The 18238-nt window shown below is 62.3% G+C and carries 10 protein-coding genes; 3 read left to right on the top strand and 7 right to left on the bottom strand.

The genetic code is table 11. The features are described from left to right. Positions 1-10: 10 nt before the first annotated feature. Genes CH276_RS00225 through CH276_RS00210 form a run of 4 tightly spaced genes read right to left on the bottom strand, consistent with a single transcriptional unit; the run spans position 11 to position 10055 of the window. The gene (locus tag CH276_RS00225; protein ID WP_032364848.1) at positions 11-1633 is read right to left on the bottom strand and encodes a flavin-containing monooxygenase; all 1623 of its coding nucleotides are present in this window, start codon (positions 1631-1633) and stop codon (positions 11-13) included. 1 nt (position 1634) lies between these two features. Then, complete coding sequence (locus CH276_RS00220) at positions 1635-2372, bottom strand: hypothetical protein (RefSeq protein ID WP_052049304.1); 738 nt, start codon at positions 2370-2372, stop codon at positions 1635-1637. After that, positions 2372-8659, bottom strand: coding sequence for a type I polyketide synthase (locus CH276_RS00215; RefSeq protein WP_052049305.1), 6288 nt, complete (start codon positions 8657-8659; stop codon positions 2372-2374). Before CH276_RS00215 ends, CH276_RS00220 begins: the two co-directional genes overlap by 1 nt. Beyond that, positions 8652-10055 (bottom strand): cytochrome P450, encoded by a 1404-nt coding sequence (locus CH276_RS00210; protein WP_230596631.1) that lies wholly within the window; start codon positions 10053-10055, stop codon positions 8652-8654. Before CH276_RS00210 ends, CH276_RS00215 begins: the two co-directional genes overlap by 8 nt. Before the next feature lie 187 nt (positions 10056-10242). Between CH276_RS00210 and CH276_RS00205 the strand changes: the two genes are divergently transcribed. Then, positions 10243-10821 (top strand): TetR/AcrR family transcriptional regulator, encoded by a 579-nt coding sequence (locus CH276_RS00205; protein WP_230591897.1) that lies wholly within the window; start codon positions 10243-10245, stop codon positions 10819-10821. Then, on the top strand, positions 10818-12218 hold the full coding sequence (locus CH276_RS00200) for an MFS transporter (RefSeq protein ID WP_032364850.1): 1401 nt from the start codon (positions 10818-10820) through the stop codon (positions 12216-12218). The genes CH276_RS00205 and CH276_RS00200 overlap by 4 nt, the downstream gene beginning before the upstream one ends. Before the next feature lie 74 nt (positions 12219-12292). Here CH276_RS00200 and CH276_RS00195 read toward each other — a convergent pair whose 3' ends face one another. The 3 genes from CH276_RS00195 to CH276_RS00185 form a co-directional block, all read right to left on the bottom strand. Further along, positions 12293-12607: a hypothetical protein gene (locus CH276_RS00195; RefSeq protein WP_033188529.1), complete on the bottom strand. Its 315-nt coding sequence runs from the start codon at positions 12605-12607 to the stop codon at positions 12293-12295. A gap of 359 nt (positions 12608-12966) precedes the next feature. Then, on the bottom strand, positions 12967-15903 hold the full coding sequence (locus CH276_RS00190; RefSeq protein ID WP_032394243.1) for an NACHT domain-containing protein: 2937 nt from the start codon (positions 15901-15903) through the stop codon (positions 12967-12969). Between the two features lie 192 nt (positions 15904-16095). After that, positions 16096-16992 (bottom strand): hypothetical protein, encoded by an 897-nt coding sequence (locus tag CH276_RS00185; protein WP_032364853.1) that lies wholly within the window; start codon positions 16990-16992, stop codon positions 16096-16098. A 281-nt stretch (positions 16993-17273) separates the two neighbouring features. Between CH276_RS00185 and CH276_RS00180 the strand changes: the two genes are divergently transcribed. Further along, complete coding sequence (locus CH276_RS00180; protein ID WP_141214626.1) at positions 17274-18011, top strand: hypothetical protein; 738 nt, start codon at positions 17274-17276, stop codon at positions 18009-18011. Positions 18012-18238: the final 227 nt, after the last annotated feature.

Here is an 18238-nt window from a genome sequence, read left to right as displayed (position 1 = left end):
ACGGGGGCTCCTAGGGGCGTGTGGCGGCCGAGACCGGTTGTGGGAGAAGTTGAAAGCCGGGGTAACCGTCTGCGGTTACTTGCTCGCAGCGGGCGGCGTAATCGGGGAACCCGATGAGGGGCATGAAGACCCTTTTCTTGCCGGGGATGTTCGCCCCGAGGTACCACGAGCCACACGAGGAGAGGAGAGTTCCGGCGGCGACGTCGGTGACGTGTCGACCCCAGTCGTGTTCGGCCTGTGGTGTGGCTTCGATGCTGTGGATGTGATGGTCGGTGAGGTGTTGCAGACAGGTTCTGATCCAGGTTGCGTGTTGATGAATTGCCACCAGCACGTTGGCCAGGACGGACGGGCTACCGGGGCCGGTCATGGTGAACAGGTTGGGAAAGCCGGAGGTGGCCAGGCCCAGGTAGCTGCGGGGGCCCTCCGACCACGCCTGGCGCAGCGTTCGACCGCCGCGGCCGCGGATGTCTATGCGTGTGAGAGCGCCGGTGATGGCGTCGTAGCCGGTGGCGAACACGAGGATGTCCAAGTCGTGCGAACTGTGTGTCGTCCGTAAGGCGGTCGGTGTGATCTCGGTGATCGGGTGGGATGCAATGTCGACGAGGTCGACATTGGGACGGTTGAACGTTTCGTAGTAGCCGTCGCCGAGGCAGATTCGTTTGCATCCCATGACGTGGCGAGGGGTGAGGGTTGCAGAGACTGCAGGATCGGCCACGGTCGAGCGGATCTTGGTGCGGACGAAGTCGGCGACGACCTCGTTTGCCGCAGGGTCGACGAGGAGATCTCCGAAGGAGCGTAGGAGCAGCGGCCCACCCCTGTTCCACAGGTGCTCGAACTGTGCTTCACGCTCTGTCTTCGAGAAATGGAACACCGAGTTCGGGTTGGTAGGAAACCGGGACAATCCGGCTGTGGGAACTGTGTTGTTGCGTGCACGAAATCCCGCGTAGTCGGCCTTGATTGCGGCTTGGAGCTGAGGGTCGAGCGGTTCGTCGCCTGCGGGCAAGGTGTAAGCAGGGGTGCGTTGAAAGACGGTGAGCTGACGAGCGTCTCGGGCGATCAGGGGGATGGCTTGTACCCCAGACGAACCGGTCCCGATCACACCGACTCGTTTGCCTCCGAGTGCCACGTGATGGTGGGGCCACCGTCCGGTGTGCAGGATGTCGCCTGCGAATGAGTCCAGGCCGGGGATCTCGGGCACGTTGGGTTCGGACAGGCAACCTGTCGCGGTGATGACGTACCGGGCGATGATTTCGTGTCCGGTATCGGTCCGGACGGTCCAGGAGGCGGTGGCGTCGGAGTAGACCATTTGTTGTACGCGCGTGTGGAACTCGATGTCGCGTTCGAGGTCGAAGCGATCCATCACGTGCTCGATGTAGCGCATGATTTCAGCTTGGTCGGCGTATCGCCGTGTCCATTCCCAATCTTGTTGCAGCTCATCGGAGAATTGATACGAGTACTCCAGGCTCTCCACATCGCAGCGCGCACCGGGATATCGGTTCCAATACCAGGTGCCGCCGGCATCACCTCCTGCCTCGTACACGCGGACGGTCAGGCCGATCGTGCGTACTTCGTGCAACATCTGCAGTCCTGCGAGCCCCGCACCCACGATCAGAACATCGACATGCTCGTCCATGTCATCGCTCCGTGCTCGTGTTCACGGTCTGCTGATATGGCATCTCCGATGACGGCGCGCGTTCGCTGCGAACTGCCGCGACGCTCGCCGCAGCAATCCAGACAATGACAGCGAACACACTGGCATAGGTGATGAAACCTCCCGCCTTGATGGGGCTCTCGGGTGCCAGGAGCGGAACGCAGCCCAAAATCTGCACCACGACGACGATCGCCGAGAGTGGTTTGAGAAATCCGGGCCATCCTGCGGCGGCGGTGGTGCACAGGGCTGCGGACACGACGATGACAGCGGCCGGGACGGCACTGAACATGAAGCCCAGTACGTAGGCATCGGAAAATGCGTGCAGTAGTGCGTGGGAGTCCGGGTCGGCGGCCCAGCCCGAGAAGATTTGGAACAGACCGAGATAGACCGTGGCGAACCCCACCCACGCCGTGCCGGCCGCCATCATCAGCATCGGCAGCGGACTGTGCGGTACTTCCCGCCGAAACCGCACGTACAGATAGCACAGGAACCACAGGGCGGCCATCAACGCGATGCCTGCGACGAACTGGTAGATGTATCCGCTGGTGGTGTGGGTGGCGTAGAAAGTCACCACCTCGTCCTCCGGTGAGCCGAAAGGCGGGATCGGTGCCAACACGAAGATCGTCGACGCCAACACCAGCAGGCTGATGATCCCACTTGCGGCGTGCACGATGTGGGGGCGGGTGCGATCGGTGTCGCGTTGGGATTGTGGAGTGTCCATTACTGCACCGCCTCGAGGTTGAGTTGTGCTGCGATGTGCAGGGCGAGCGCCGCGGGGCTGGAGTCTTGGCGCATCTGTTTGGGTGTGACCCGAATGTCGAATTCCCGGTTGATCCGGGTGCTGAGTTCGAGCGCCATCAGAGAGTCGAGGCCGTGGTCGCCCAGAGATCGGTCCGGGTCGAGTGCAGCAGCGTCGACGCGCAGAATCTCCGCGGCGTGTGCGGTGAGGATGCTCTCCAAAAATCGTTGCTGCGCTGGGGGTTCGAGATTCTGCAGTTCTGCCAACGAGGTAGATGCGGTCAGGTCGATCCCGCGTTCTGCGCCTCGATCGGCAGGGATGGCCGCGAAGAACGACGAGGTGCGAAGTTTGTCTGCGAGCATCGACTGCCACCCGGGGTCGAGGATCGGGAGGTAACCCGCGCGCGGCCGGTCGTAGCGTAGGAGCGCATCGCACGCGTGGAGGCCCTCGTCGGGGTCGATCATGGCGTTCCCGCGGTCGGCGAACATCGTGCCGCGCCCGTACTCGGCCCACGCTCCCCAGTTGACACTCAGAGCTGGCAAGCCGTGGTCCCGCCGCCACATCGTGAGGCCGTCGAGCAGTGCGTTCGCCGAGGCATAGCATGCCTGACCCGCGAAACCCACGAGTGCCGAGGCCGAGGAGAATCCGAACCACCAGTCGAGTTCACTGTGCGCACACGCCTCGTGCATCTTCAACGCGCCGTGCACCTTCGGTGCCCACACGCGCTCCATCAACGCATCGTCGACCGTGGTGATCGCGGCGTCGTCGACAACTGCTGCTGCATGAATGACCCCTCGCAGCGGCAGTCCGGTGGCGGTGGCAGCACGGACCAGGTCCGTGGCCGTGTCCCCGATCGCGATGTCTCCGCGAACGATCTCGATATCGGTTCCACCCGAACGCAACTCGTCGATGAGTGCCATCGCCTCGACCGAGGGCGCGGATCGGCCGTTCAAGACGACCCGTCCGGCACCGTGTTCGGCGAACCACCGCGCAAGGATGAGGCCGAGACCGCCCAAACCGCCGGTGACCACGTAGGAGCCGTCGGCGCGGATCACCGGTACGTCGTCGGGGCGGATCGCTGCGTGCCCCTCACCGTCCTGTGGAACGGTCAGAACGAGCTTGCCGATGTGATCTCCCGCAGCCAGGGTGCGGAACGCGGTGCTGGCATCGCTGAGCGGATAGGTGGTGTGCGGGGTCGGGGTGAGAGCGCCCGAGGCGAGCAGTTCGTGTACTTCGCGGAGGACATCGCCGAGTTCGTCGTAGGGCAGAACGCCCAAGTCGACACTGTGCAGAGAGATGTTGCGACGGAACGGGAACAGCCCGATCTTGGAGTCGGCGTAGATGTCCTTCTTGCCGAGCTCGACGAATCGGCCGCCGATGCGCAGCAGGTCCAAACCAGCTCGTTGCGCGGCGCCGGTGAGCGAGTTGAGTACAACGTCGACGCCCTCGCCGCCGGTGACGTCTCGGATCTGCTCGGCGAACGCGGTCGATCGAGAATTGAAGACACGTTCGATGCCCATGTCGCGCAGGTACTGCCGCTTGGCGGCGGTACCTGCGGTGGCATAGATGGTTGCGCCGAGGTGTCGAGCAACCGCGATCGCTGCGAGCCCCACTCCGCCGGTCGCCGAGTGGATCAATACCCGCTCACCGGGACGAATCCTGCTCAGCCGATGAAGCCCGTACCACGCAGTGGCGAACACGCTGGGCCGCGCAGCTGCAGCAGCGAACGTGACGTCGTCGGGAAGTCGGTTGACTTTGCATGCGGGGACCACTGCGAAAGACTCGAAGACGCCTGGATGCATTGCGGCCACGCGATCGCCGGGTCGGAATGTGGTGACCGATGATCCGGTGGAGACAACTGTTCCGGCGCAGTCGAATCCGAAGGGCATCGGTGCGCCGTCGACGGTCTTGTACAGACCCATCGCGTTGAGGACGTCGGCGTAGTTCACGCCGAGTGCCTCGACTGCGATCTCGATCTCGTCGGCCGCGGGCGGACGGGCGGTGGTTGCGACCAGTTCGAGGCTGCCGAGGTCGCCGGCGTGTTGGGGAGCGAGCGCGTAGCGATCACGCCCGAAACGAATGGGGCGGTGTCGGCGCTCGTTATCGCGCAGCGGGGCCACTTTCAGCCGCGCCAGGAAGAGTTCGCCGTCGCGTAATGCGATCTCGTCTGCGTCGTCGTCGGCGAGGAGGATCTGGGCCACCAGTGTGGGCTCGGCAGGGGATGACACATCGAGGTGACGGATACCGAGCTCGGGGTGTTCGTGACCGATCACTCGGCACAGGCCGCGTACCGCAGTCTGCTCGAGGTTGCGGCCGTCGCCGGAGCCGACCCTCTGAGCATCATGGGTCACCACCCACAATCGCGGCCGGTGTGTGTCGGTACGTTCGACGAGGACGCGAACGAGCTCGATGAGCTGTCGGATGCGGTCTTGGGCGCGCTGCGCAGTGTCGTGGTCTGCGGTGTTGGTCGGTGGGGCGCAGAGCACCACCACCTGATGCGGAGGATGCGCCGCTAGGTCGGCGTCGAGTGCGTCGGAGTCGGTGTGAAAGGCGCGAATATCGATGTCGTTGCCCAGCGCGGCTGCGAGGTCGACGGTCAGTGGGTCAGTGGTGCTTGCTTCGGTGAGGACGAGCCATCGCCCGGCCTGTGTTTGGGGCGCGGGGAGGTCGGCGCGTTCCCACTCGACGGTGAGGAGTCGTTCGGCCAGTCGCCGGTCTGCGGTGGCCAGCCGCACGCCGGTGGCTTCGGCGACGACGGTGCCGTCCTCGTCGAGCAGTGTTATGCCGCCGATCGCGAGCTGTTCGTCGAGATGGTGCAGTTGAGCAAGGCAGTAGCGAGCGTGGTGGGGGTTGCGGTGTACCCGCAGCGAACCAACTCCGGTGGGGAAGGCGTCGCGGATGAGGGCCGGGTGAGACGCCAAGGTCTGAAGGCAGCCATCCATCAGAACGGGGTGTAGGGAGTACGCGTCGACTTGGCTTCGCGCGGTGGCGGGAAGCGACACTTCAGCGAAGACGGTCTGCGCTGTACCGGTGTCGTCGGACAGGTGCAGCGCGGTCATCGCTGCGAACGCGGCTCCGTGGTGTACGCCAGCCCCGTGGAACTTGGCGTAGGCGTCTTTGGTGTCCAGAGGCGTCGGATGGGAGGCCAACAACTCGGCAACGTCGAGACGCTCGGGTTCGACGGGTGGCCTGATTCGGAGTGTGCCGCTGGCAAGGAGGGTCGATGCATCGCCGTCGTGGCGGGTCAGTGACTCGAACCGAACCGATTCGTGTCCCTCGGGCCGGGTGCGAGAGGACACCACAGTGTTCTCGTGGAGGTGAAGCATCTCGTGGATGACGAGATCGGTTATCTCGACGCTGCCCAGGTCGGCTGCGAAGACCGACTGTGCGGCGACAAGCCCCATCTCGCAGTAGCTCGCACCGGGCAGTGCTGGCTGATCATGGACCTGATGATCGTCGAGGTACTGCAGATCGCGGCCACTCATGGTGGCCTGCCATCGGTGCTCGTCATCGGCGTCTATCGGTGTCATGTGGACGCCGAGCAGCGGATGAGCGTCGACGCTGGCTCCGGGCTTTTTCACGTGCAGGGCCAGGACGCCGAGATCTTCTCCTGCCCAGGTGGGAAGTGGAACGTCGACCAGCTGACCAGAGGGGTATACGCGCTCCCAGTCGACGGTGACGCCGCTGCAGTGCAGGTCCGACAACTGGGGGAGCAGGCCCAGTGACTGGTCTCCGTCGCGGCGCAGCGTTCCGATAGCGGTGGCATCTCGACCGATCGATGTCGCGGTCTCGGTGATGGCGTAGGTCAGGAGTGGATGTGGTGAGAGCTCGACGAAAATTCGGTGCCCGTCCAGCACCGCGGCAGTCACGGCATCTGCGAAACGCACCGGCCGCCTGAGGTTGTCGACCCAGTACCCGGCATCGAAGGCCGCGGGTTTTCTCGGATCTTCGAGCACAGTGCTGTAGACCGGAATCTTCGCGGCGTCGGGGGCGAGGCATTCGAGCTGTAGCGCGACATCGTCGAGAATCGAGTCCACGTGCGGTGAGTGGGATGCATAGTCGACGGCAATGGTTCGCGCATGAAGATCGCGCGCGTCCCACTCGGTGACCAATTGCTTGACCCGGGCGGGGTCTCCCGCAACCACGGTGGAAGTGGGGGACACGATGACCGCGACGGTGACGTCGTCGATTCCGGCGGCCTCGAGCTCAGCGGCGACCTGCAGGTGGGGTAGCTCGATTGTGGCCATCGCGCCGCCGCCGGCGATCCGGGTGACCAATTGGGAACGCCGGCAGATCACCTTGACGCCGTCGTCGAGGGTGAGCGCGCCGGCGACAACGGAAGCCGCGGCTTCGCCGAGCGAGTGGCCGATGACCGCGGCTGGCTCCACGCCACGTGAGCGCCACGCCGCCGCGAGAGCAACTTGCACGGCGAAGATGGTCGGCTGGATCTTCTCGATCCCGGTCACGGTCTCGTCGGCCACGAGTTCACCACGTACCGAAAACCCTGCTTCGCGCGCGATGAGCGGCTCGAGTTCATCGATCATGGCTGCGAACGCCGGTTCGGTGGAGAGCAGTTCGCGCCCCATTCCCGCCCATTGAGACCCTTGCCCGGAGAACACCCACACCGGTGCGCCGCCGTGGCTGCCGATGGCAGCACTGACCACACCCGTCGCGGGTTGCAAGGCTGCAATGCTGCGCAGTTGGTCGGTCAGTTCCTCATGTGAGGCCGCAAGTGCGACAAGACGTTCGGTGCGATGTTCGCGGTGGCGTGCGAGCGTGGTGCCGATGTCGGTGAGCGAAGCGTGAGCGCCGGGGCCCGTCAACCACTGCGCCACGCGGCCGGCTGTCTGTGCCAGGGCCTGGGGTGTGCTGGCCGAGAGCAAGATCGGCTGGGCTGTCGTACTGTCTGCGGGTTCGTCTGCGCTGGGTGCCGTCGCTGCAGCTTCTCCGACAACGACGTGAACGTTGGTTCCGCTGAACCCGTATGACGAGACTGCGGCCAGCCGAGGTGATCCCGGGTTGTCCCATTCTGTCAGCTCGGTCGGAACGTACAAGCGGGTGTCTTCGGAGGATATGTCGGGATTCCATGACGTGAAGTGCAGATTTCCTGGAATCTGCTTGTTGCGCAACGACATCACGGTCTTGATCAGCCCTGCGAGACCCGATACCGACTCGGTGTGCCCGATATTGGTCTTCACCGACCCGAGAGCGCATGGTGTGTCGCCGTTTCCGTAGACGGCAGACAAGGCTTGGAATTCGACCGGATCGCCCGTGGGGGTTCCCGGGCCGTGCGCTTCGACGAACTCGACATCTGACGGGTCTACGCCCGCCACACGGAGTGCACTGCGCTGCACGGCTTCTTGAGCTGAGGCGGATGGGACGACGATGTTGTCGGATCGGCCATCGGAGTTCGCCGCCGACCCACGTATGACCGCCAGGACACGGTCACCGTCGCGCTCGGCGTCGTCGAGGCGTTTGAGGGCGATCACCGCGCACCCTTCGCTGCGTACGAATCCGTCTGCCGCAGCGTCGAATGCCGCGCATCGTCCGTTGGGTGAGAGCATCGACCACTGCGAAAACAGCACGCCGACCTCGGGACCGAGCTGCAGCATGGCCGCGCCGGCCAGGACGAGATCGGTTTCTCCAGAACGCAGGCTCTGGCATCCCAGGTGCACCGACAGCAGCCCCGATGAGCATGCGGTGTCCACCGCAACCGAGGGGCCGTGAAGCCCGAGGAGGTAGGACACGCGACCTGCTCCCACAGAATGGGCATTGCCGGTCATGACGTACGGGTTGTCGACCAACGAATCGTCGAAGGTGCGCAATAGATAGTCGTGGTGGGCGAGACCGAAAAAGACACCGGTCTGCGAGTCTTTGAGTGAGCCCGGAGCGATGCCTGCGTGTTCGAGTGCTTCCCAGGACATTTGGGTCAGTAGACGGTGCTGCGGGTCCATCGCTTCGGCTTCGTATTCGGTGATGCCGAAGGCCGTGGTATCGAAGCCACCGATGTTGTCGAGAAAGCCGCCCCATCGAGAGACGGTGCGACCGAGGACGCCGGGCTGCGCGTCGTAGACGTCGTCGGCGGCCCAGCGTTCGGGCGGGACCTCGCTCACGGCATCGCCGCCACTGGCCAGAAGATTCCACAGTGCGTCGGGGGAATCGACACCGCCGGGGAACCGGCAGCCGATTCCGACAATGGCGATGGGGTCTACGGTGGCTGCGTGTCGGTCGGGGCTGTTGGTAGCGTGCTGCACGGTGAGATCAGACATGGTTGAGCTCGCTTCTGTCCGAGGTGACGGGGGTGACGATCATGGGGAGGCTGTTCGGGCGTGGCATCGCCGCCGCGACGCGGCGCACGGTGTGGCGGGGAGCCGGAATCAGTCGCCACCGTCCGAGGATCGTTGCCAGTGCAATGACCGCTTTGGCCTGGGCGTAGGACTCGCCTATGCACCGGCGATTGCCCTCGCCGAACGGGAGGAAGGCGGTGCGGTCGGGTAGCTGGTCGCGGTCGACGAGCCACCGCTCCGGACGAAAGGAATCCGGGTCGGTGAAGGCGGATCCGTCGCGGTGCAGGTCGATCTGGCTGAACATGATGTCCGCGCCTGCGGGGAGCTCGACCCCGTCGATGACGACATCGGTCTCGGCGCGGCGGAAGAGCATCAGCAGTGAATATCGACGAAGCACTTCGTTCACCACGGCGCGGGTGTAGGTGAGGTCGTCGATGTCGGTGAACTCGGCCGGCCGGCCGTCGAGCACTGTGCGCAACTCGGTACGGAGTGTGCGTTCGACGTCCGGGTGTTGGGCAATCTCATGGAATGCCCACGTCAGCGTCGCTGCGGTTGTTTCCGTGCCCGCCATCATGATCGACACCAGTTCGTCTCGGATGAGGTCTTCGCTCATCGCCTCGCCGGTGTCGGGATCTCGGGCAGCGCGAAGGTGGGAGAGCAGATCTGCGCCGTCTCCGCTCTGGTCGGTGCGCACGACGTGATCGACTGCTCCGCGCAGGCGGTCGGCTGCGCCCATGAATCGCCTGTCGAATCCCGACGCCTTGCACAACCAGGACGGCAGGACTGTGCGGGCGACCATGCCGTAGGTGAAGATCGGTAACGATCGAATAATCTCTTGCACAACGTCTTTGGGTAGGCTTCCGGTGAACATCGATCGCGCGATGGTGGTCAGCGTGAGCTCTACCATTGCTTTTTGCACGATGACTCGCTGTCCGGGAACCCAGGATTCGGCGAGGGCATGGGATTCGGCGGTCATGATCTTGGCGTACGAGGCAATCATCTGCTTGTGGAACAGGGGCTGGATCAAGCGACGCTGCCGCCGGTGTAGCGCGCGGTCAGAGGCCAGTAAACCGTTGCCGCTCAATGGATGTACGGCTTCCCACACCATTCCTTTGCCGAACGAGCGGGCGTCTTTCACGAGGACGTGGTGGGCCAGCCGTGCGGTGGTGAAGAAGTAGATCGGACGCTTGCCGATGAAAATCTGAACCATGTCGCTTTGCGCGCGCAGGTCGGCGAAGAAGTCGAAGGGGTTGCGCATCAGCGGAAATATGTGGCCGAGCATGGGCCACTTACCGGGTGCGACCGGTACCGCTCGGGTGGGCGGGCCGTCGTGCGTTTGCTCAGTTCCGGTGTACGGGCATTGCGATCCAGGCTGCATCGATGAGTCGCTACTGCTCAAGGTGTGTCTCCGACCAAATCAGGCCTGAAGCCGAGTACCAGCTCCAGGGCGTGGATGTCGAGCGATTCGGGAAGCGAGGCTGTGTGATCAATGGCACTGTACAAGTTACTCCGGCTAAGTGTAAGTAGTTAGTCATTACTAATTTGTAAAAGTTAGGATCGGTGGCATGGACCAACAGCGGAAAATGAGCGGCGCGGACCGGAGACAGCAGGTTCTGCAGATGGCCGCAGACGAATTCGCAAACGGTGGACTACACGGAGCATCGACAGAGTCGATCGCCCGGCGGGCCGGAATCACCCAGGCCTACATCTTCCGAATATTCGGCACCAAGAAAGCACTGTTCCTCGAGGTCATGACCGCGTCGTTCGAACGGCTCACCGAGGGCATGCGCGAAGCCGCCGGCGACGCGACCGGGCAGGACGCACTGGCCCTGATGGGTGCCCGATACAACGACATGCTGACCGATCGCAGCGCGCTGCTGCTCCAGCTACAGGGGTTCGCCGCGTGCGGCGACCCCGAAGTCCGCGACGCGGTCCGGAACAGTTTCGGGCGCATGTGGAAGACCGTCGCCGACATCACCGGGCTCGACGCCGTCACCATCAAGGCCTTCCTGGCCTTCGGGATGCTCCTGAACAATGCCGCTGCCCTGCAGGTATCCGAATTGGAGGAGCCATGGTCCGAAGGCGTGCGAACACGCATTCAGTCCGGTCTGTTCGATCACATCACCAGCGAGACCAACCGATGAGCGCCGACGCGGTCACTCACGAGTCCCAACCGCCGAAGCTGCTGGTTCCATCGTTGGTGTTCATAGCGCTCGTGGTCGCCGCGGTAGGAAGCCTCGGGGCACCACTGATCACCAGTGTCGCCACCACACTGCACGTATCACTTGCCAGCGCCCAGTGGACTCTGACCATCACGTTGCTGGCCGGAGCCATCGCGACCCCTGTCCTCGGACGACTCGGTGCAGGCCCCCACAGACGAGCAACCATCCTCGCGACCCTCGCCGTCGTGGTGACCGGCAGTGTCCTCACCGTGATCCCACTGCCGTTCGCATGGCTGCTCGTCGGACGCACCGCACAGGGAGTCGGTCTCGGCCTGACCGCCCTCATGATGGGCGTCGCCCGCGATCACCTCCCCAAAGAAAAATCGGCCTCCACCATCGCCTTGGTCTCCGTCGCGTCGACCATCGGCATCGGCATCGGTTATCCACTGGCCGGCCTTCTCGTCGAGGTCGGCGGCCTTCGAGCTGCATACGGACTCGGGGTGGTCGTGACCGTGATCGCGTTCCTGGCTGCCTATCGCAGCATCCCGGCCTCACCCGCTGGCCGGTCGGCTCACGTGGACCTGCCCGGCGCAGCACTGCTGGCCGCAGCGCTGTTTCTGGTGCTGTTTCTCGCCAGCGAGACCAGCCTGTGGGAAAGTCACCTCACCGGTGCCCTGGTACTCGCAGTGATGGCAATCGTGCTCCTCGCCGGATGGACACTGATCGAACGTCGCACCAGAGAACCCCTGGTCGACATTCGATTGCTACGGCACCCGGCAGTCGCGGGAGCGAACGTCGCAATGTTCATCGGCGGCATCGGCATGTACCTCTTGCTCACCCTGATCACTCGCTACGCACAAACCCCCAGCAGCACTGGATACGGATTCGGCCTGACCACTTTCGTCGCCGGACTCGTCCTCGTGCCATTTTCCGCGCTCGGATTCGTCGCGGGCAAAGTGACACCGCGGGCACGTGAACGCATCGGTGCCCCTTTGGTTCTCGCGGCCAGCGCGGTGATTGTTCTCATATCGTTCGTGATCTTTGCGACGGCACGCACGAACATCGTCGAGCTATTGGTTGCAATGGCCATCCTGGGCTTCGGCGTGGGTAGCTTCTCCTCGGCGATGCCCGGCGTCATCCTCGCTGTCACCCCTAAAGACGAGACATCGAGTGCAATGAGCGTCAACCAAGTCGTTCGCAGCGTCGGATTCTCCCTCGGCAGCGCTACCGGCGGACTCATGCTCGCGGCCGGCACGACCGGTGAGTTCCCCAACGACGGCGCGTATACCGTCGCGGCGTGGATCGGAGCCACGGTCATGGCCGTCACTGCTATCACATGCATTGTCCTGCATCGGAGGTCGCCGCAACGCGCATCGTGAACACGGACACCCACCCGGCCCGCCCAGAGAAGGAAACTGGGCGAGCCGGGTGGCTGCGCGTACGGGTTTCAAGACTAAGTCGAGAGGTTGCGACTGGTGCGCAGGAAACCTGTCATGTACTCGATCAACGTCCAACCCCCGGACTCGTCATATGAGTTGCTGCTGGACAGATGTCCGAGCGGATACGACTCGACCGCAATCGGTGCGATCTCAGCGGGTCGAATCGACCCCACGCCGAATAGGGCCATCCGCCTGCGTCGAACGTCCTGACGAACCCGGTAGAGGGTGCCGTCGACACCGACTGCGTGCGGATCGCGCATCTGCATGAACGACCAACCGATGACCGATGACTCGAAGATCTGGCGACCGTTCCAGCACGTCCGATTCAAGAAATCAGCATCGATATAGGGGCCTAGGGCCGGCACCGGGCGAGGCGAAACCCCGTACTCCTGTGCCAATCTCACGAACTCAGTGACAGCCAGCCAGCCCTCGGCTTCTTCTCGAGACTCCCGCTCGCGAACCATCTTCAAGCGGGCCCGCTCGGCGTCATCGAGACCATGGATATTGTCCTCTATGCCCACGCGCTTCACCGATCCTTATGCATGAGCTCGACGGCGTTCTCCTGCAGTGAGTCCGCTATCGACCTCAGTTTTGGAGTTGGCCTGATCCAGTGACTGGATGAGTGTCATGATCGAGAGAGTACCTCGTGGATACGAGTCGAAGTGTATGTCGCACGTGCTGTCGATGTTCATATCTGTGTGGCTGCTGGGAAATCGGCCCCGAACTCGTCGATAACGGCAGGACCGACAGGTCTGCGAGCGACAAGGGGACGCAGCAATTGTTGAATGGTGGCCGTGATCGGCCAGTGCTCGACTGGTAGCGAGTCGAGCAGTAGGGTCACGGCGGTTTCTGTGTCTGGGTCGTCCATGACGGCGGATAGCCCGTTGAGGATTATGGGCGTAGTTCGGTCGATCAAAATGGTCAGTGTTCCGAACTCGTGGTCCACGAACGTTTCTACAGTGGAAAAAGAGACGAGGAATGTGTCGAATTTTTGGTACTGAGCGTCGTTGAGCCCGAATCGATCTTGGGTCTCCAGCTCCGCGGTCAAGATATCATAGATCGCTATTCCGTTTAGGGGTGGTCCATCAGCTCGGTGCGCCGCGCGTTTATCCGAGACGGGGGTGGCCCACTTAGTGACCGCTTGCATCGTTTGGGGTGGTAATTCGTTGTTTCTAAGGATGAAGTCAGCTTTGTGAAAAGTCTGTTTGCTATTCCGAAGTGCTCTGAGGAGAAAGTAGGCATTGATCTGTCGGATGCCCCGTCCGCGAAGTGCGGCAGTCAGTTCGGTGAACACAGGAGTCAGGTCATCGCTGTTGCACGCGTGTGACAGTGCTATTGCAAGACCATTGAAGTCCTGTCCGGGGTAGCTGTCGAGGCAACTTATCGCTGCGCTTATGTAGGCCCTTCGGGAACTGGGTGCTCTGGAAGCGAAGCCGTCATCGAGGACGTTGCAGGCCAGCATAGGGGCTGTTGGGACCGTCTCGTGGAGGCCGCCACTTCGGCGATCGCAGGCGGTGACTAGCTGCACCAGATCATTTTGTAGATGTTCGCGTTCTTTGAAGATTCGGCCGGCGGCCAAAAGCCATGTGTTTCGCCAATGGGGGTGGTGGGCGGTGAGTTGAAGCAGGGCGAGGACTTTCGTGTCTTGTCCCATCGTCAGCGCGTTTGCTCCCATCAGTTCTTGCATACTGCGAACTTCGAATCCTACTCGGTCGTCAGTAGGGACGAGTAGAACCAGTCGGTGCGTGGCAGCCCTGACCAGTCTGCTCGCTATAGAGCTCACGTCTCGGGGACCGAACTCCTGGGTGATGAGTCGGGTCCGCACTATCTCGTCGAGTCTCGACGCAGGCATTGTTGCTTCCGAGCGGCTGCTGCTTTCGGCGGCCACGTGCAGTTCGAGCGCGACTTGGCAGTGCAAATGGAAGACATCGGGTCGATGTTCGTTGAGCAGTGCGGACAGGCCATGGACCCCAGGCTTGTCAATTTCCCGTTGATAGACGGTTCGGTAATACAGCTCGAAGAGGCTGTAGCGGTCGAGCGGTAGGGTCCCGAAGCTTTCGACAATGAACGACATGATCGTCACTTGCAGTGGGGTTTCCATCAGCCGTGCTGTGTTCGGGTCTTTGGCCGCGGTTCGTAGCCTGCGTAGGACGGTGTCGCGTCTTTCGGCGTCGTCAGCCAGCCTCAACCGAACGAGGTCGGTTCCGAATCGTTGCGATTGCGTGGAATTGAGGCGACTCAACGTGAGCTCGGTGAACAAGTCGCTATCGAAGCGTTCGTCGTAGCCCAAAGGCCGAGTTGTGGAGACCAGCAGTAGGTCTGCGTCGAGCTGGTCCGCAGCTTCCATGAAATCGGTGATCCGTTCGATCAGGAGTCGACGCATGGAAGCTGCGCTCACCTCGTCGAGACCGTCGAGTACGACGATCCACGGCCATATGCGTAACCACCCTTCAAGATCGCCGGGACTGAGAGTGCGACCGGCGCGGTTGCCGATGACTTTTGAGAGGTATCCGAGGACACTCAAATCCGGGACCGACGACAGTTCGTCTGCGTACAGTGCGAGGTCGATGCGGATGGGCCAACGGAGGTTTCGTGGCTTTGTGATTCCTGAGCGTTCCATCGCGCTCTGCGTGGCCGAGGTGATTGTGGCAACTTCGGGTGTCATGTCACCGCGGGACAGAAGGCCGCTGCGGTAGATCTGTGCGATCAGTGCGCTGAGTGTTGTTTTGCCCTGTCCGGGTCCGCCGATGATGACCCAGTGCGGTCGTCGTACGCGGTCTTGGAGGCCGCTGCGGAGGACTTGATCGGCGTGCTCGATGATGTGCGCAATTGTCTGCACATCGTGGGGGTGTCCGTCCGGACTCTCGTAGCGTCCTGGCAGGTCGCGTCCCGCTTCTTCTAGCTTTGCTCGTTGGCCTGCTGTTGCTCCAGATTCCGAGAATCGAACCCAGTGCTCGTTTCGGAGGCATTGTGCCGCATGAAGTCTCATAGCGGGTCCGAGATCGGAAGAACTGCTTCCTGGTGCAGTGTTGGCACCGATACAGGCGAGAACATCCCCGATCGTTAGAAGGGCAGGGAATGCATAGCGGACACTCGGGTGCCCGTCGATTAGCGCGGTGATCTGCGCATGGTGCCAGATGCGGATGGCGCGAATCCCGAGGCCGTGAATGGGGTCCTTGTCATCGTGGAGCCTGCCGAGCAGGTAGTTGTTCAGTTGATCGATGCCACCGGAGACTCCATTGCTCGACAATCTGACATTTGAGGCGAACACCATGTAGTCAGGTGGACGCATACGCGACCCTTTGTCCATGGCTTCGACCCACCGGAGCAATTCGGCGTCAATTTGCTTCTTGAACCAGACGAGGTTCGATGCCGGGTCACCCTGGTCGTAGTGGAACTTTGCTTGGAATACGGTGTACCCGGTCCAGTGTTCGTGCACGTGATCGTCTGTGCCGGCGGACCAGTCAATCGTGCCGGCGTAGGTCGCTTCGCGGCCTCCGTCGGGGCCGTCGCCGAAGGCTTCTATCCCGGCCCCGATTGCTCGGACGCACAGCGCAACGACGAGCTGCTCGAAGGGCCGGCTTCCCAGCTGATTGATGTCGTAGTCCGGCACAGGATCAATCATGCCCTCTATGGCTTGTCCGGCCCTGTGTATTTGAGTGGAGGCGCACCCAAGGCAGAATCTGGTGCAGCCCGACGAAAACGGGCGTGCGAAGCGATCGGGCGGCCCCCGGCCTGTCCTTTACCGACCGACAGAATGTCGATCCCTGGCGGTTCAACAGCTGGCCGGGCGGGTGCAGACCGCGCGAGTTGGCCATTAAGGGAGCCATTCTGGAGCTCCGAAGCGATGAATGAATTCCAGGTCCAGCTGCTGCAGATGGGGTGCTTGTTGGAGGCCGATGACGCGGGTGGCTGCAAGCCAACAGCTGTCCGGGTCCGATCGCTTGAGAATCAGATCTTGATGCCACTGGCCATTGCGTGCGGTGAAAAAGATCCTCCAGTACGCCGAGTCCGGGAGGCTGATATTCACGTTGTAGTACTCGGCCGGCGCGACGAGGTTCCCCCAGTCGAGGCGGTGTAGATCGGTGCCGGGACTGACATTCATGTCGACGATTCTCAGCGATAGGTCGTAGAGGGGATACTGACCGTCCTTGAGAACTGCGGCGTGTTGAGCGGTGCCTGCCTTCATGTCATAGGTAGAAAGCATGAAACGGGCGGTGGTGTCGCCGCCGGTCTGGTTGCCGTTAACTCGATCGTCTGAGTTCTCGTCTTCGAGATAGAACTGGCGGCGTACAGGGCCCATGCGGGGCATGTCAAGGATCGCTACGCACCGTTCGAGGTGGTAGAGCTCGACATCGCAAGACGCAAGGTTGGAAAGTTTGGTTCGCTCTCCGACCGTCAGAGCTTGGTTGGTTACAAAGACAATGCCGTTGGCACCGTTGGTGGCCACGCCGGCAACGTCTCCCAGAAATTTCTTCTTGACTGCGCTGAAAGTTTTTCTGGTGTTCGGAAAATAGGCCGCCATGACCCATTTCTTGCCGTCGCGGTGGGCTATTGCGTCGTGGGCATTGTCGGGACCGCCCATCGGCTGAGAGGGGTCGAGGTTTTTGAAGTCGTCTGCGAGAAGGATCTGGGCAGCGAGGCGCTCCGACAGTTGTCCGTGCGTCCAGTCGCGGAGTCGGTGCAGCGTTTCATCGGGCCTTTTCGGTGCCATGTCAGTCGATCTCCTGTAGGGAAAGTTGAGCAGTCCTATTCTGTCAGGCTCGGTAAAATCGCCTGCGCACTCGGTCCCCGGCACCGAGTGCGTCGGGGACAATTGCGGCTGCTGCCGGGTTGCGTCCTGCTGATAGTTGTGATCCCAAACGCTCTGTTTATCAACATGTTTCGATGACTCTTACGTCTTCCAGTGCAAGTGTTTCGATGGTAGATTCAGAGGCGTTCTGTTGATCGGCGGACTGACCATCCGTCACCCGAATTGAGAGGCTGAAATCTGCCATGACATCGATCGTCGATTCAGTGTTACCAGTTGCGTCCGTGCTCGAGGTGGCCTTCGACAATGGGTCTCTAGGGGGTGCCGACTGGTCGAACCGGGCCGTCGTGCTCGAGGCCTTGCCAAAGCCCCTGGTTGCGGGATACCCCGCAGAGGGGACCTATGTGCAGATAAGTGATGGACGCGGCGGTATCGCCGCGTCAGGATGGTTCTCGGTCGATGAGCGCAATGCCACCGAGACCCATGCAAGCGTTGCTGTCGTGTGGCGTGAGCCGTTGATGGCCGTGGAGCACACCTACAAGAGCTGGACGGGGTTGGTGCGTCCACGTGACATCTCACCGGTCACTGTGTCACCTGGGGTCGCTCCCGCATGGTTCGGTGAGTACGTGCGGCCGATCCACGAACGGGCCGCCGTCGAACGGACCTTGCAGGCCGTACGCGAGAGCGCCAATACCGAGCGTGCGAACCATCACGAGTGGATCAGGCGGCTGAATGAGTCTGCATGCGAATGGGCGGACGAGAACAGTCTGTGCAGCGAGTTCGAGAGGTTCTGCGAACAGTGGGGGTTCGAAGGCCGAGAACGTGATTTCGATGTAGAAGTGGATGTCACAGTTTCATTAACAATGACGCGATCGGCGCGTAGCCAAGAAGATGCGGACGAGTCCGTAGATCTGGACGATGTACGGCAGCATCTACGGGACAATTTCTCGTATCTCGATGTGAATTTCACTGTGGGGGAGTAGTAGCCGTACCACAGTGGGGTGCGCGCAGCGTGCCCCACTGCGGTAGCGGTTGATCGGCCGGGGCGCGCAGCGGTCCGAAGGTTGTACCGATACGAAAGATATTGTCAGACAATCAAGATAGGTGATTCGTTGGCCGTTGGCGCGCAGCGCCCGGCAAGGAAAGTCCGCACTAGGCCGCCTTGGCGGCCGGCTTCTGGCGGTGGGCGCGCAGCGCTCACCGGAGCCAC

Origin of the sequence: Rhodococcus sp. 06-470-2 (assembly GCF_002258235.1) — a bacterium.
Taxonomy (GTDB): Bacteria; Actinomycetota; Actinomycetes; order Mycobacteriales; family Mycobacteriaceae; genus Rhodococcoides.
This window is presented reverse-complemented; position numbering and strand designations above follow the sequence as displayed.